General features: G+C 43.4%; 14 protein-coding genes and 2 pseudogenes. 4 read left to right on the top strand and 12 right to left on the bottom strand.

The features are described from left to right. Window positions 1–166 precede the first annotated feature (166 nt). Both dusB and fis read left to right on the top strand, forming a co-directional pair. Window positions 167–1,150 (top strand): tRNA dihydrouridine synthase DusB, encoded by a 984-nt coding sequence (dusB, locus tag H8A87_RS10675; RefSeq protein WP_198690033.1) that lies wholly within the window; start codon window positions 167–169, stop codon window positions 1,148–1,150. Window positions 1,151–1,157: 7 nt separating this feature from the next. Beyond that, window positions 1,158–1,454, top strand: coding sequence for a DNA-binding transcriptional regulator Fis (gene fis / locus H8A87_RS10670; RefSeq protein WP_010847912.1), 297 nt, complete (start codon window positions 1,158–1,160; stop codon window positions 1,452–1,454). A 378-nt stretch (window positions 1,455–1,832) separates the two neighbouring features. On the opposite strand, the gene H8A87_RS10665 is transcribed toward fis, so the two are convergent. From H8A87_RS10665 to H8A87_RS10620, 10 genes and pseudogenes are all read right to left on the bottom strand, one after another. Next, window positions 1,833–2,096, bottom strand: a complete 264-nt coding sequence (locus H8A87_RS10665; RefSeq protein ID WP_198689953.1) for a helix-turn-helix domain-containing protein — start codon at window positions 2,094–2,096, stop codon at window positions 1,833–1,835. A gap of 412 nt (window positions 2,097–2,508) precedes the next feature. Then, window positions 2,509–3,348, bottom strand: a complete 840-nt coding sequence (locus tag H8A87_RS10660) for a phage tail protein (protein WP_198689952.1) — start codon at window positions 3,346–3,348, stop codon at window positions 2,509–2,511. 323 nt (window positions 3,349–3,671) lie between these two features. After that, window positions 3,672–5,333 carry a terminase large subunit gene (locus H8A87_RS10655; protein WP_198689951.1) on the bottom strand — a complete coding sequence of 554 codons (1,662 nt, stop codon included), beginning with the start codon at window positions 5,331–5,333 and terminating at the stop codon, window positions 3,672–3,674. Further along, complete coding sequence (locus H8A87_RS10650; RefSeq protein WP_086954148.1) at window positions 5,330–5,683, bottom strand: phage terminase small subunit P27 family; 354 nt, start codon at window positions 5,681–5,683, stop codon at window positions 5,330–5,332. Before H8A87_RS10650 ends, H8A87_RS10655 begins: the two co-directional genes overlap by 4 nt. A gap of 126 nt (window positions 5,684–5,809) precedes the next feature. Further along, entirely contained in the window at window positions 5,810–6,244 is a 435-nt protein-coding gene (locus H8A87_RS10645) for an HNH endonuclease signature motif containing protein (RefSeq protein ID WP_198689950.1), read from the bottom strand. Beyond that, window positions 6,244–6,545: pseudogene (locus tag H8A87_RS10640) on the bottom strand (head-tail connector protein). Before H8A87_RS10640 ends, H8A87_RS10645 begins: the two are co-directional and overlap by 1 nt. Then, window positions 6,538–6,876 carry a phage head closure protein gene (locus H8A87_RS10635; protein ID WP_198689949.1) on the bottom strand — a complete coding sequence of 113 codons (339 nt, stop codon included), beginning with the start codon at window positions 6,874–6,876 and terminating at the stop codon, window positions 6,538–6,540. Before H8A87_RS10635 ends, H8A87_RS10640 begins: the two are co-directional and overlap by 8 nt. Then, a complete protein-coding gene (locus H8A87_RS10630; RefSeq protein ID WP_198689948.1) occupies window positions 6,873–8,090 on the bottom strand; it encodes a phage portal protein in 1,218 nt (405 codons plus the stop codon). The genes H8A87_RS10635 and H8A87_RS10630 overlap by 4 nt, the downstream gene beginning before the upstream one ends. Window positions 8,091–8,092: 2 nt before the next feature. Beyond that, window positions 8,093–8,641: an HK97 family phage prohead protease gene (locus tag H8A87_RS10625; protein WP_198689947.1), complete on the bottom strand. Its 549-nt coding sequence runs from the start codon at window positions 8,639–8,641 to the stop codon at window positions 8,093–8,095. Between the two features lie 44 nt (window positions 8,642–8,685). Next, entirely contained in the window at window positions 8,686–9,837 is a 1,152-nt protein-coding gene (locus H8A87_RS10620; protein WP_198689946.1) for a phage major capsid protein, read from the bottom strand. Window positions 9,838–10,278: 441 nt separating this feature from the next. Between H8A87_RS10620 and H8A87_RS10615 the strand changes: the two genes are divergently transcribed. Both H8A87_RS10615 and H8A87_RS10610 read left to right on the top strand, forming a co-directional pair. Next, window positions 10,279–10,842: an SLATT domain-containing protein gene (locus H8A87_RS10615; protein ID WP_198689945.1), complete on the top strand. Its 564-nt coding sequence runs from the start codon at window positions 10,279–10,281 to the stop codon at window positions 10,840–10,842. Then, window positions 10,842–12,176 carry a reverse transcriptase domain-containing protein gene (locus H8A87_RS10610; protein ID WP_198689944.1) on the top strand — a complete coding sequence of 445 codons (1,335 nt, stop codon included), beginning with the start codon at window positions 10,842–10,844 and terminating at the stop codon, window positions 12,174–12,176. The genes H8A87_RS10615 and H8A87_RS10610 overlap by 1 nt, the downstream gene beginning before the upstream one ends. 745 nt (window positions 12,177–12,921) lie before the next feature. Here the strand turns inward: H8A87_RS10610 and H8A87_RS10605 are convergent. Both H8A87_RS10605 and H8A87_RS10600 read right to left on the bottom strand, forming a co-directional pair. Next, window positions 12,922–13,932, bottom strand: a pseudogene (locus H8A87_RS10605) (DNA primase family protein); the annotation flags it as partial. After that, window positions 13,836–14,072, bottom strand: a complete 237-nt coding sequence (locus H8A87_RS10600; RefSeq protein WP_198689943.1) for a hypothetical protein — start codon at window positions 14,070–14,072, stop codon at window positions 13,836–13,838. The gene H8A87_RS10600 and the pseudogene H8A87_RS10605, both read right to left, overlap by 97 nt.

The raw sequence follows: 14,072 nt of genomic DNA, 5'->3' as shown, positions 1-14,072 counted from the left end.
AAAACATAAGTTAATGTTATTTAAAGATAATTAACTAATTTTTAAAAAATCAACTGGAAGAAATCCGTTATAAATATCGATTCGCTCAAAGTTTGGCCTTTCATATCTTGTGAAAAATGCGTAATATACGCGCCCTTAGTCACAGTTGACCACTCTTTCTTCGCCTATGCGTATCGGACAATACCAGTTGAAAAACTGTCTTATTGCAGCCCCTATGGCCGGCATAACAGATCGCCCGTTTCGATCTCTTTGCTATCATATGGGCGCAGGAATGGCAGTCTCAGAAATGCTTTCTTCCAATCCACAGGTTTGGAAGACGGATAAATCTCGGCTGCGTATGGTTCATAGCGACGAACCCGGAGTGCGTTCTGTACAAATTGCCGGTAGTGATCCCGATGAAATGGCGGCGGCGGCGAAAATTAACGTCAACAATGGCGCTCAGATCATCGATATCAATATGGGGTGCCCAGCCAAAAAAGTGAATCGTAAGCTGGCAGGCTCTGCATTACTGCGTTATCCAGAACTGGTTGAAAAAATCCTTTCTGCGGTAGTCAATGCGGTTGATGTGCCTGTTACTCTGAAGATTCGCACAGGGTGGTCACCGGAAGAACGTAACTGTGTAGAAATTGCCCAATTGGCCGAGCGTTGTGGTATTCAGGCTCTTACGATACATGGCAGGACACGAGCCTGCCTGTTTAATGGTGAGGCCGAGTACGACAATATTCGGACAGTTAAGCAGACTGTTGCCATTCCAATTATTGCTAATGGTGACATTACTGACCCGCTAAAAGCCAGAGCAGTGCTTGACTACACCGGGGCTGATGCCCTGATGATAGGCCGCGCTGCTCAGGGAAGACCCTGGATCTTTCGGGAAATCCAGCACTATCTGGAAACAGGAGAATTGCTGCCACCGATGCCCTTTGGCGACGTGCAGCGTTTAATGAGCGAGCATGTACGAGAACTGCATGACTTTTACGGTCAAGGCAAAGGAGTTCGTATTGCACGCAAGCATGTATCTTGGTATCTCAAGGGACATGCTCCTGATGACCAGTTTCGGCGCACATTCAACGCCATTGAGGATGCCAGCGAACAGCTGGAGGCGTTGGAGGCATACTTCGAAAATTTTTGCGTAAATAAAGAAAAGAGCTGACAGAACTATGTTCGAACAACGCGTAAATTCTGATGTACTAACCGTTGCTACTGTAAATTCACAAGATCAGGTGACTCAAAAACCTCTGCGTGATTCAGTTAAACAAGCACTGAAGAACTATTTTGCTCAACTGAACGGTCAAGACGTTAATGACCTGTATGAGCTGGTACTGGCTGAAGTAGAACAACCACTGTTGGACATGGTGATGCAATACACCCGTGGTAACCAAACCCGTGCAGCACTGATGATGGGAATCAACCGTGGTACTCTGCGTAAGAAACTGAAAAAATACGGCATGAACTGATCCTAGTCTTAGATCATGTTGTTTAATAAGCACTTTTTCATATGAAGAAGTGCTTATTTATTTAAAATTACCCCACCGATTACCCCACCAAAAATGGCTCAACATAAAGACGCGTTGAAAAGCATAAGTACCAGAAAGAAAAATAAAGATATTTAAAATTAAGGCGTGTTCGGAGCTATAGAGGGTTGCGACGCATTTCGTCGAAAGCTATTGAGAGACTGAAGTTCCCCGCCAGTAAGAAGATTTCCCCGTAACGGTTATCATCTGACCTTTCCGTAATAACATCACCGATAGTGCCACCCCATCAACGCCAATAACATTCTGTGAGCAATGAAATGAGGTGACTATTTCCCTGATGTTTTTCCAGTATTAGAATAATTACTTTGATGATTTATCGCGAACTTTACGTTCGATAAGATTACCGTTCATATCAAAATAACGGCTAGGCCAGATTTCAGACGGGTGAATATTGAGAAAATTGGCAATAATCCATTCGCCTTTAGGCCACGGGCGAGAAAGTGTATTCGCTAATGTGGAAGAACTGAGTCCCGCTTCACGGGATACCGCCGCTAAGGTTGTACCACGTTTACGTAATGCAGCGATAATGTCGGCTTGATGCCAGTCATTTCTAACGTTATTCATTCCTGCTACCCCTTCCATTAATTAAGCATTGATGGTGGCGATTCAGACAGGGTTTGCAATACCGGGAGCTATCGTCCGGCGAGGCCGAAGCCTCCCCTGCCTGAACCACCATAGAAAAGGCGAACGCAGGCACACTGGTAGAAACATCCTACCAGTGGATAGCTCTACAGGGTTGCAAATCCCTGACCATTGGATTTTGCCAATGGCGGGGCTACTTTAACGAATTGTCTTATCTGGTTCAATAAGCGAACTCGTATAAATGCTTAACTTTTTGCGTTATATTTCATTAAACACATTAAGATGCTTAAGAACAGGGGCTGATTGCCCCTGATGCTGAAATAAAAATAATAGGTGGGATTGATATGAAACCGAAGAAAATTACGTGTTGGAAATTATCTGTATCAACTCAGAATCAAGCAGCTCTCACTATATAGTTGAATGCTATATTGCGAGGTCGAACACGAAACGACGCGAGGCCTACAGAGCCATATGGTGTAAGTCTGGCACTAAGATACGGGTGGCCTGAATTCTGGTCGTCTGGCAGAGTTGTAGCTTCCTCATAATCACTAGCTAAGGTATTTGAATTGTCAGGATATGATCCTACTGGCGGTGAAACTAAAACACCATTATTATCACTGTATTTATAGGTAGCAATTGACGGTAACATGGTTGCTCTCTGTTCAGAGAGTAATGTGCGCTTAGGATCAATACCACGTCCATTATCTAGCCCACGAATAAATTCCCCTCTCAAATCAGGTAATTCCCCAGACGGATAGGCAAGAGCAAGTTTCGGATATTTTGCTCTATCAAATGAATCACCGTTACATATAAGCCAGCCTTCTGGAGGGTTTTCTGTCGGCCAAGGGACAGGAACTCCAACAGGTAATGCTAATCCTTCCATTAGTGGTTCTAATCCAAGATTCTTAACAAATTCCTCTTTGTTAGGTATATCTGCTCCATTCTGGTCTTTCGCCAAACGGATATCAGCATTATTATTTGCTTTGTTTGCTAAGTCGTATGCTGTCTTAACCGCTTTTGGCGTTGCTGCACTAGTTTCGCTATCACTACCAACATCATTGCTCAGTGTAACAAATCCTTTATCTTGCAGCGTCGCATCTGGATGATTACGACTCTGAGCATGATCTTCAATCGCTTCTCTAACCGAATCTTTGACATATTCTGGTGTTGTAACGACAACAAGGCCGTCATCATCTAAGGCTTTTGACTCAGGCTTTTTATCTTGAATACTCATATTTATTCCTCATGTATTAACAATATAGATTGCTAATTAAACCAAAGAGGTTTATTGAAAATATCTTTGGCAATATGAGGCGGAGGGGTACTTCTCCGCCTGTGAACATCAATAAAATCGGTTCATCAATATTGGAGAGTACAGCTTGATTTAATTCAATAGGTGAGTTGCATGTGTTGATGGCAGGATGACATAAAATAACACACGAGGAATTAATGAATTTTATCAGATGACTGATAAAATTTAGCAGAGTAAAGGTGAGATTTCTCACCTTTTAAGCCATTGGTTTTATTAATCTCTGCTCTATCTGGGAATTAAGAAAATTAAATACCATCAAAGCTAGCCAGTCTCTGTTTATATTCATCATTGAGGCTAAATGCAAACTCTTCATGCTCAATCTGCCATGTGCCAAAGCTCATCAGAAATGCAATCGCAGGGTCGATTTTATTCGCGGATTTCTTCTTGTTCGGTTTGATATTGGCGTTCGCGTCGGTTTCCATTACGACATTGGACATGGCCCATGCGAGAACCGGATCGCCGTTGTGACGAATGATTTTGCGATTCACGAAGACTTCGGCAGATTTAGCCACGGGACTAAAGCGCAGATAGGTTTGCGGGAAGGGTTCAACATCCAGCCCTGCGCCTTGTAGTTGGGTTCTTAAGTGCGTGGCGTTCCATGTGTCAAAGCCGACCAGCTTGATATCAAAGTGCTGGCTGTCGTTAAGAATATCATCACGGATACGGTCATAATCAATGCAGTCGTCTGCGGTGGTACGTATCCAGCCTGCTTGTGCCCATTGGCGATAGACAGCCCGATTTTTATTGGCGGGATTCTGTAACTGGGCTTCGGGGAGATAATGACGGGTCAGTAATAACAGCTCATTATCCACGGGGAACATGTAACAAATGCTGGTTATATCCCCTGTTGAAGACAAATCCAGTCCGGCGTAGCACTCCAGCCCTTTGAGGTCGTTTTCATCATAATCTTGCTGGCAAGCTTTCCATGCGCCTTCACCCATCCACGGCGTTTCACCCTGACACCAAATATTAAAGCGTTTGGTTAACATCTCCGTCCATTGTGAGGGAATGCCTCGCGCTTTCTGGATGGTGTCATGCAAAGCATCACTATCTACTGACACATTCAGATTGGGATTGGCTTTAATCCAAAGGGATTCATCATCAATCTCGTTCTCGTCGTCCAGTTCGTAAATCAAGGCAAACAGGGATTCGTTTTGTTCTTCCCCGCCCAGTATTTGACAACAATAATTATAGTGCTGCTTACAGGCCGAAATAACGTTACTGCCTGCGGTGGTGATGGCAAACAGGATACCTTCGGGACGTGCGCCCATCCCCAACTCAAGAGCTGAATACACGGCGTTATCAGGGTGTAAGTGATATTCATCGACAATCGCCAGACTGGGGTTAGTCCCTTCAATGGTGGCGGCTTTGGCGGCCAGCGGCTTTAACAGACTGTTAGTTTTCGGATAAGTGACTTTGTGTTGCTGGATAGTTACCCGTTTTTTCAATGGCTTTGATAACAGGCTCATCTGGCGGGCATCATCAAACACAATACGCGCCTGATCTCGACTGACAGCGGCAGTGTAAATATCCTGCTGGCCTTGTTCCATCACTAAGAACCAGTTAGCCAGTATTGCCGCCACCGTGGATTTGGCATTTTTACGCGGCACCTGAATATAAGCGCTTCGGTATTTTCTGCGTCCGGTCACTTTTACCTTAAAGCCGAACAGGTTCGCAAAAGCAAACTGCTGCCACGGTTCAAGGATGATGGATTTACCACGCAAGTGGCCTTTGACATGCGGACAGACACGGGAAAAGGCAATAAAACGCTCGACTACTGCCGAATCAAACACATAAAGCGGGTTATTCAGGTCGTTATAATAGCGTTTCACGGTCTGTTTTACGCGTTTACAGGCCGGAATTTTACCGTTTTCGATATCAAAAGCGTATTGTTCCCATATGTTCATAGGCGATCCAGCTCGTCTTCTTCCTCGGTTTCCACCGGATTTTTACGCCGTGATACAGGATCAAAACCCAGCAATGACGACATTTTTATCATGATTTTTTCAGCATCGGCTTTGGCACTCAATGACGGGTTTCGACTCTCACTACCCTGACTGTTAACAATACTAAAGCCCCTGATATCAAGGTCTGCCACCGCTTTTCGGTAAATGGCATAGTTCACGCAATAGAGTTCTAGATTGTTCCAGTCAGCGGCGTTCAGGTCTTCCCGCTCACTTAAAATTTTACCTTTGGCTTTCCATTGGCTGGCGGCGATATCATTAAGGTAAGTGGGCGGTTTTGGCGCTCTTGCCATGATTTTTTTCCTTGTTGTTTTATTTTCAAAAAAAGTGCCGTGCGTAAAAATTAAAGGAGGGGGCGGTTCCGCTGGGAGGGACATTTGTCATTTTTGATACCCCCACCCCGTTATTTCGTTTTGTTATTATTCATTTGATAACCAGTCTCGATACCTTGCCGCTTCGGTTTCCTGTTGCCGATAAATCCCCTGTTTGCGCTTTGCTTTGGTGATGGGGTCAGTCTGTACGGTCTTACGGTTATGGCAGGTCTGGCATAATGCCTGATGGTTGGATGCAGGCCAGAACAGCACATCAGCATCACCCTGTATCGGGATGATGTGATCCACAATGATTGCAGGCGTGTAAATACCCTGCGGTAAGCAATGAACACATAATGGATTGGCTTTCAGGTAGAGCAGCCGATAGCGTCCCCATCGATTGCTGTAGCCTCGCTGGGTTCGGGTGCCGCGTTGCTTGTCCTGCTGATGTCTGGTTTCCCGCTGGTGTTGCTCGCATCGGCCTGATTTCACCCGCTCGCGGCAATGTGGGTAGCTACAGCGTTTCAACGGTTGCCACGGCATTAGTAGACTCCCACATCACGATAGACAGACCACAGCGATTTTATGGTAAAAGGCACTTCTTTAAGCTCAATATCGGTTGCCATTTCCCGATTTTCATACAGCAAGCCATATAAAGCAGGCAACCCACTTTGATTGCTGGCGTAAAAACCAAGCCATTATCAAATCGCTTACCGATATGTTGCTGGCACACTTCCAGCGCGGCTTCGGCGTAAGTGGTAAGGAGGGCATCATCAAGGGTATCGCTTTCATCAATCCGACAGTGTTGTTTGATTTCACTCAGGGGAATGTCAATATCAGACATATTTCACGCCTCCCTTGCAAAGCAGTTCTAAGCGGGTGTGTTTCGGATCAGAGATAACAGCAACGATGGCAAAACTCTTACCGTGGGTGCTAGCGCCTTGATAGACAATGCGATTTGTTGTGGTGATATCATCACGGTAACGCAGCCAGATACGCACGGTAGCTTCGGATAGCACTGCACCCGATGCGACCAGTTCCCGCCCGCTAATTGCGATGACTTCCGCCCAAACTTCGGCAACGTCTACCCATTTGTTTATCACCGAACCAAAATCATCACGTGTGATTTCATTTTTCTGAAGAGTGATCCGGTGTCTCAATCTGCCTGCTCTCATGCCTTGTTCTCCACTGGTTTTTTCACTTCGACCGTTTGTTTCCATGCCTGACTGAATTCATCACCGCCCTCACGGGGCGATAATCCCTCGCGTTCGCGGGCTTCATTCGGTGACATAACGCCGGATTTAATGGCAGTTTCATAACTCTGGAAACGTTCTTTCGGATTAGCACGCAGTAAGTCAGCAGTGTCAAATTCCACCTGATAACGAATACCCCGTTTTGGAGAACTCATCAGCAAGGCCGCTTTGATTTGTTGTTCAAAATTGGCAAGCCACGGGCGCATAGTGATGGTCAGAAAAGCGCGGGATGCCTCGCTAAAATTGCTGTAGGTACTGTTCGAATATTCTTGCAGAAAGATCGGACTGACATTGAACATACGGGCGATATCATCAATGGTGAAGCGACGGGAAGCCAGCCATTCCGCATCTTGGTTACTCATGCCTAACTGCTGGTATTCCATCCCGCCTTCAAGGATCGGCGTTTTCCCTGCATTGCGTGCACCCTTATAACGTTCGAGGGCTTCCAGTGCCTTGTTTCCCTTGATTCCGTCCAGCCAGTCAGCGGCTTTAATCACCCCCGCCGCCATCATGCCCTCTTTCATAATGCTGGCTCCGTGGCGTTGTTGTGCCAGCCCCAAGCCCAAGGTTTCACGACAAATGGTGACGGGTGAGCGGCCAAGAAAGCCGTCTTCGGTGGCATAGCGCAGGTGTAGGACTTCTTCCTGTAAATAGGTTTTTACCTTGCCGCTATAGGGTTCGGTAATGGTGTAGGCGAACCGGTGATCCGGTAATCGTTGTGGTACGACCACAGAAGGAGGATAAGGGTGGAGAGATTGCGGCTGACCATCCAGCCCCCAGATAATCACTGCATACGCATTACCATTCAGCAGGCAATGACGCATCAAAGTTCGCTTGAACTGGTACGGGGTCTGGCAGTCATTCGGGCACTCATTGAGCAAGTAATCCACCGGGTGATCACTCAGCCATTCGCGGGACTCTTTGCTGTTCTGGTGTTGAACCCGATAGAGGTAGCAAGGCATGGATGCAACGGCTTCACTAATCACCGTGACGGCATTCATCACGGCGGGTAAACCTTCCGCTGTGGAGGGTGAAACATGCTCCCCCGATTTAGTGTTAGATACGCCTGCCAGAGAAAGAAACTCCTCCATCGTCATACTACGGGTTTCAGGTGCTTTGCGCTTAAACGGCCACATAGTTACACCTCAGACAATTGCAGCCAGTAATGACGCAAGTCAGTGTCGCTGGGTTTAATGGTATTCAGCGAACGCTTGGCAATCTCTACGCCGCTCTCAGGATAGGCGGGCAAGCTGGTAATGGTAATTTCCCGTAATTCGGCTTCTAACACAGTTCTGATATAAGGTGTTTGACCTGTATCCCACTGATCTTTAATGGCACGAAAACCAAAGGACATCCCTTGTATATCACCGCGTTCAACCAGCGCCAGTACATCACGTCCTAATTGCGTATCTGGCGGTGTTAACTCGAAATGTAATCCGGTGGCATCTTCGGCAAGCTGTAACGTACCGGACGTGGTGCGGCCTAACAGGTTCATCGGGTCATGCTCGTACAACGCCCTGATATCAGCCTCTGCCGCTAAGCTGGCGTTAAACGCATTCGGCGCGAATTGTTCGACAAACTCATCCCACAGCACATGGGATCGGCTGTTCCACTTAATCACATAACCTGTCAGTGTCTTATTGTTGGCAGACAACAAAGCAGTGCGGATTTCAAAATCATTTTTCATTGATGGACTCCAAGACTTGGAAAGGGGCGCGATACCCCTTCTGCTTAGTTGCTGGCTGCTTTCACTTCCAGTACCTTAATCGCGTTGGAATCCACCAGCCCGCCACCCAGATATTTATCGGTATGTACCTTATAAAAACCCGGCTCGGTGATATTGTCAGGGCGGGTACGAATGCCGGTTTCATGGTCAACAATGAAATAGCCGCGTTTGAAGTCACCCAGACCGATCACACCTTCCGGCATAAATTCGAGGTAGTGGACAGGCAAGCCCAGCAGCATATCGGGATCACCGGCCTGTAAACGTTCCCGCCAGATATAATCACCATTGCCGTTTTTCAGCTTCTGCACCTGAGCGGCTGTGCCGGAGTTCATCACCCAGACGGCATTTTTGCGATATTTGTTCTTGAGTAAGAATTTCAGGTCAATCAGGCTATCGGCGGAAAGCGCGGTAACTTCCAGTTTTTGCAATGTACCGAATGCACGTACTTTGTCGGTTTTATCATCACGCGGATAAGACAGGAAGCCTTTCGCTTTTTTACTACCGTCACCGCTGACGAGATCTGTTTCTTCGGTATCAATGAATGTGTCGGCAATTTCAGACGTCAGCCAGCCTAAGATATCCACATCGCTAAAATCGATAATCTCCTGCGTGGTCTTGGGATAGGCGTAGATAGGAAATAGCTTAATGCTGACTTCTTCCATCTTCGGCGTGGACGTCTCACCGCGTGCCTTGCCCTCTTCCCCGTGCGCCACTGCTGCGCCACCGACAGAAACCAACTGCTTATACTCGTTGCTGCGTGTGGTTTTGATGGTACAGATTTGGCGCATGACGGATTCATCCGCCAGTTGCTGCATAATCTGCTTGTTCAGTTCGGGGATAACGGTATAGCCGCCGTCTGAGGAAACCGCCGTAGACAAGGTGCGGGTTTCGCCCGTCACGATGTAGTAGCGCAATTCATCATTGTTGAGTTTTTTGCTGGTCGGCTGGGCTTTTGCCTGACTGCGTTCTTCATCAGCCAATGCTTCATAACGGGCAATTTCAGTATTCAGCGTGTCGGACTGACTGCGCAGTTCGTCGAACTGTTTGGCTTCATCGGTATTCAGTGAGCGCTTTTCGTTTTCGGCTTTGGTGAGCAGTGAACGCATTTGCTGAATTAAATCGGATTTTTGTTGACGTAATTCGATAAGTTTTTTCATGGTGTTTTTATATAAAGTATATCGGGTTAAATTAGTTATTATTTTTAACACTATGAAAAATAATATGAAGTTATCTATTTATGATAGGTGATCACACAAAATCAGAAACAGGTCTAAACAAAGGCTTATTATTTCGTGTAATCTGACAACCTGTTTTGTGCCAGAAGCAAACATTTCTAATATTACAGGAGCAGGTCAGGAAAATGATGAGAAGAGCTATGTCCGCAAGACGTGGGTTAGATCAGTAGGCAGCTTTTTGCCATAAAAAGTTTTTTTTTATTAAAAACAGGAGTATTCTCTTATACGAGGCGTATCGCTTTGCGATCATCCAGTCATACTGGGTGCAACTAATTTTGGGAGGCTTGTCCTCTAGTTTACTAGTCTGTTTACAGGCGTTACATTATTACTACCTTAGACGCCTCACCTTAATACGGATTTTTTATGAAAAGCACTTTCTCTGATAAAGTTTGGTGGACACGTAAGGCTAAAATAAAAGCTGAGCGTAGACTTTTAAATTTAGATTATTATTCTCAGTTTCTTTTGCTATGGTATTCCTCATTCTTAGTTTGTTATTCTATTTACTCACTTGTAAAACCACCTGCAAACGATAATGAATCTGTTATCATGGTTGCATTATCTGTTTTAATTCTTGTGCTGACTCTTTTCATTAACAATATGAATTTCAAAGGGCGTGCGATGCTTATAAAACAATGTTATGAGAAGTTAAGTGTAATTCACACTTCCTCCCTGATTAGCACAACCCTTACCGAACTAGATAAAGAGTATCAATCGATATTAACTGTTTCAGAGAACCATCTTGAAAGAGATTTTATTAAAGCAATGGTTGATGAAGACTTTAATACATGTGATAAAAATTTATTAACAAAACACCCAACATGGTGGCATAGAGTGCAGATTTGGTTTTACACATTACGGAATTTCGCTATCTTCTTAGTTCTGTTTTTATTTCCTTTGGCTATTTTATTTGTGTTGAGAGAAGCGTAATGAGTTCATCTGATATATTTAAAAAGCACTTTAGCGTAAAGAATCTCAAGAGAATTTATAAAGATATTATTTCATTATCTCCTGCTATTGGCATAGATAACATGTCACATGAAACTTTCTGTAAATTTCAAAAAGAAGAAATAAAAACCATTAAGCGAAAGTGTCTTTTAGGTGACTATAAATTCAATAAATATAAATTAAAACTTATCAGTAAAGGTAGAGGAAAACCACCAAGAGAAATTTCTATACCTACTATCCGAGATAAGATCGCTCTTCGAGCAATATGTGATTTTTTACAAGAAATATACCAAGGATTGGTATTTTTTGATTTACCACAAGATATGGTAAATAATGTTAAGAACAATATTAACGACGAAGATTATGAATTTTTCATGAAATTTGATGTGGCTAATTTTTATCCATCAATTGTGCATGATAAGTTGATCAGTAGGTTACGCGCCAAGATTAGAGATGAAAAGATTTTATCTTTGATTGCAAGAGCTATTCGTTCTGCTACAGTGTCTAAGCCAAAACGTGATGATTTGCCCTCTGAACGTGGAGTTCCACAAGGTTTATCAATCTCGAATATATTGGCAGCTATTTATCTCTTAAATGTTGATATGTATTATCGCAACAAAATTGGTATCAAATATTACAGATATGTTGATGATGTGATGATTCTCTGTAAGTCTTCAGATGCACCAGAAATAACCTATGATTTTATTTCTCGCTTTAAACGTCTGGGATTGAATGTATATGATCCTAAAAAAAATCCTGACAAGTCAAGTACTGGTTATTTAAATGGAAGTGAATTTGGATATTTAGGCTATTATTTTGATACTGGAAAAGTAACTGCACGAAAAGGTTCTGTCGAAAATTTACGTGAATCATTGCTCGCTATATTTACAGGTTACAAGCATTCTAAATTAAAAAGTGCTGAGTTTTTGGAATGGCGAATTAATCTAAGGATTACAGGTTGTATATTTCAAAATAAATCAAGAGGATGGATGTACTTTTTCTCGGAAATTAATGATGAAACATTATTACATGGACTAGATGATTTTTTGAAGAGATTGAGTAATAGATTTAGTGTTACTTTGAATTTTAAGTCATTTGTAAGAACATTTTTTCAAATTAAATATAATCGGCGAGAAACTAACTATATTCCTAACTTTGATGAATATAATATATCTCAGAAAGCATATGTCTTAACCCACTACTTTAATAAGAGTGTCAAAGATATGACTGATGAAGAAATTGACTATCATTTTAGCAAAAGAATAGCTAAACAAGTTAAAGATATTGAGACAGATGTTAAAGATGCTAGCTACTAACATAATTAGAATACCATTGCACCATCTGAGCATGGTTATAAGTTTTCATCAACATGTAGCAGGCTGCATTTCAATCCACGTGTTATCATAATATTGGTGGATGCCAACGGAAACATTACTCGATGGAAAGCGAATCAGGTCAGGGAAGAATTTAAACCAGATCTAATCTGATAGATACATGTACAAATAATAGTCAATTTTTAATTAAGGTCTGGAATAATACTGATATGCTCCACGTCGATTAAAACACACTGTTGTTTGTAATGCCTACGTTGTGAACTGATAGCTTTTGTACATTGAAAGGCCGGTAAGTCTGTTTTTTTGCTCATAACCGCCTAAGTATCTTCCTGTAGAGGGCACAAAGCCAGAAGCAAACATTCTCTACTATATCTTATTTACTGTATTTGTATGCTTCTCTGTCTGGGGTGTTCTGCTAGATGAAGTGATGACTAATACAACTGAGGTGCTTAGATAAGCGCTTTTATTTCCTACCCCCTGAAAATCTTTTTCGCCCTCTCAGTTATGCACCCTCTGCACAATACCCTGAAAGCCTTGCTACATCTGGGTTTGATGCAATTAATATGATATTCACTGACTGTATCATCTGTTCACTCATTTTTTAGATTAATGAAGAGAATGTAGAGTTGATGTATAGTTAAAAAATAACTATACATCTATTATTTTCTTTTAAATACAGTTAGATATTTAAAATGGTGTATGGAATGCAGACCTAAAACCAAAAGTTTTATACAGGTGATTTAAAGTCTCGACACTCAGGCACAGAGGGTAGCCATTCTTCGGCCTCTTCCGATAATTCAACGTTATAAGAATAGCCTTTCTTGGTTCGCACTTTCCGATACTCTTTTCGGTACTCCAACATAATTTTGGGAATGGATTCACCAAACTTAGTCAGTGTTAACGGACGTTCAAAGCCGTGCGCTTCCATAAAAGAAAGATAAGCATGATATAAATACATTCTCGGTGCTCGTGGGCTGATATTCTTATTGCCCATCTTCATCCCAGTTGTATCATTGACGGACATCAAATAACCGCAAAAGCGGTACAACGGATCGGAATGACTCTTTACCGTTAACGCTTCGTTCGAATCACGTTGCGCCTGTAGCAGTTTTTTAGCCTTATTCTGGTCGGCAAATTCGTTTAATAAGTGACGGATAATCACCGGCAGTTCCCGACTGATTTTCTCCGGCAATTGTGGGTCTTTCTCGGATTCTTTAACCGGAATATTAAACGGGAATATCACCCGTCGCCGTGCAATACCGCCATTACGTTCTGTAAAGCTCATCGGTTCGTTATTGGTGGCTAATACCACGGCTTTAATAATCGTTGAAAACTGCTTCTCGTATTTTCCGTCAACCTCAATCAGGTCGCCGCCTGTAATGGCCTTAATGCCTGCCCCTTCACCGACATATTTAACCTGATCGGGCAACGTAATTAAGCTTTTGCCGACAAACTGATAACGGCCTCTGGCTTCATCCAGCGTTCTCATATTTCCACTGGCGGTATTATGTTCACCTGCCAGTAAGGTAGCGATATAAGTAAAGACACTTTTACCGCTGCCGCCTTCGCCGGTGACTTCAATAAATAGCTGCCAGTCATAACGGTTTGCCAGAATCATAAACAGGGCAGCTTTGATGCGATTCATCTTATTTTCATTCTGACCCGCTGTATGGGATAACCAGCGGTAAAAGTCAGGGGCATGATCCGACAAGTTTTCACCGATAGCAGGCTGGGTAAAGGAACATCAATACCACAAGCTGGCAAAAGATGTTGCCAATGATTTGTCGCTGATTTTTTTACGGTCTGGATAAAGTCGATTAGGCTAATTTCTGCGTTGTATTTATAGGTTTTATATCCATATGAAGATGATTGACTCAT

This window comes from Xenorhabdus lircayensis (genome assembly GCF_016306625.1).
In the GTDB taxonomy this organism is placed as follows: domain Bacteria; phylum Pseudomonadota; class Gammaproteobacteria; order Enterobacterales; family Enterobacteriaceae; genus Xenorhabdus; species Xenorhabdus lircayensis.
This window is presented reverse-complemented; position numbering and strand designations above follow the sequence as displayed.

Excerpts from the sequence above, each read along its gene's own strand:
- dusB (WP_198690033.1), top strand. The coding sequence starts at position 167 with ATGCGTATCGGACAATACCAGTTGAAAAACTGTCTTATTGCAGCCCCT.
- fis (WP_010847912.1), top strand. The coding sequence starts at position 1,158 with ATGTTCGAACAACGCGTAAATTCTGATGTACTAACCGTTGCTACTGTA.
- H8A87_RS10665 (WP_198689953.1), bottom strand. The coding sequence starts at position 2,096 with ATGAATAACGTTAGAAATGACTGGCATCAAGCCGACATTATCGCTGCA.
- H8A87_RS10660 (WP_198689952.1), bottom strand. The coding sequence starts at position 3,348 with ATGAGTATTCAAGATAAAAAGCCTGAGTCAAAAGCCTTAGATGATGAC.
- H8A87_RS10655 (WP_198689951.1), bottom strand. The coding sequence starts at position 5,333 with ATGAACATATGGGAACAATACGCTTTTGATATCGAAAACGGTAAAATT.
- H8A87_RS10650 (WP_086954148.1), bottom strand. The coding sequence starts at position 5,683 with ATGGCAAGAGCGCCAAAACCGCCCACTTACCTTAATGATATCGCCGCC.
- H8A87_RS10645 (WP_198689950.1), bottom strand. The coding sequence starts at position 6,244 with ATGCCGTGGCAACCGTTGAAACGCTGTAGCTACCCACATTGCCGCGAG.
- H8A87_RS10635 (WP_198689949.1), bottom strand. The coding sequence starts at position 6,876 with ATGAGAGCAGGCAGATTGAGACACCGGATCACTCTTCAGAAAAATGAA.
- H8A87_RS10630 (WP_198689948.1), bottom strand. The coding sequence starts at position 8,090 with ATGTGGCCGTTTAAGCGCAAAGCACCTGAAACCCGTAGTATGACGATG.
- H8A87_RS10625 (WP_198689947.1), bottom strand. The coding sequence starts at position 8,641 with ATGAAAAATGATTTTGAAATCCGCACTGCTTTGTTGTCTGCCAACAAT.
- H8A87_RS10620 (WP_198689946.1), bottom strand. The coding sequence starts at position 9,837 with ATGAAAAAACTTATCGAATTACGTCAACAAAAATCCGATTTAATTCAG.
- H8A87_RS10615 (WP_198689945.1), top strand. The coding sequence starts at position 10,279 with ATGAAAAGCACTTTCTCTGATAAAGTTTGGTGGACACGTAAGGCTAAA.
- H8A87_RS10610 (WP_198689944.1), top strand. The coding sequence starts at position 10,842 with ATGAGTTCATCTGATATATTTAAAAAGCACTTTAGCGTAAAGAATCTC.
- H8A87_RS10600 (WP_198689943.1), bottom strand. The coding sequence starts at position 14,072 with ATGAGTCAATCATCTTCATATGGATATAAAACCTATAAATACAACGCA.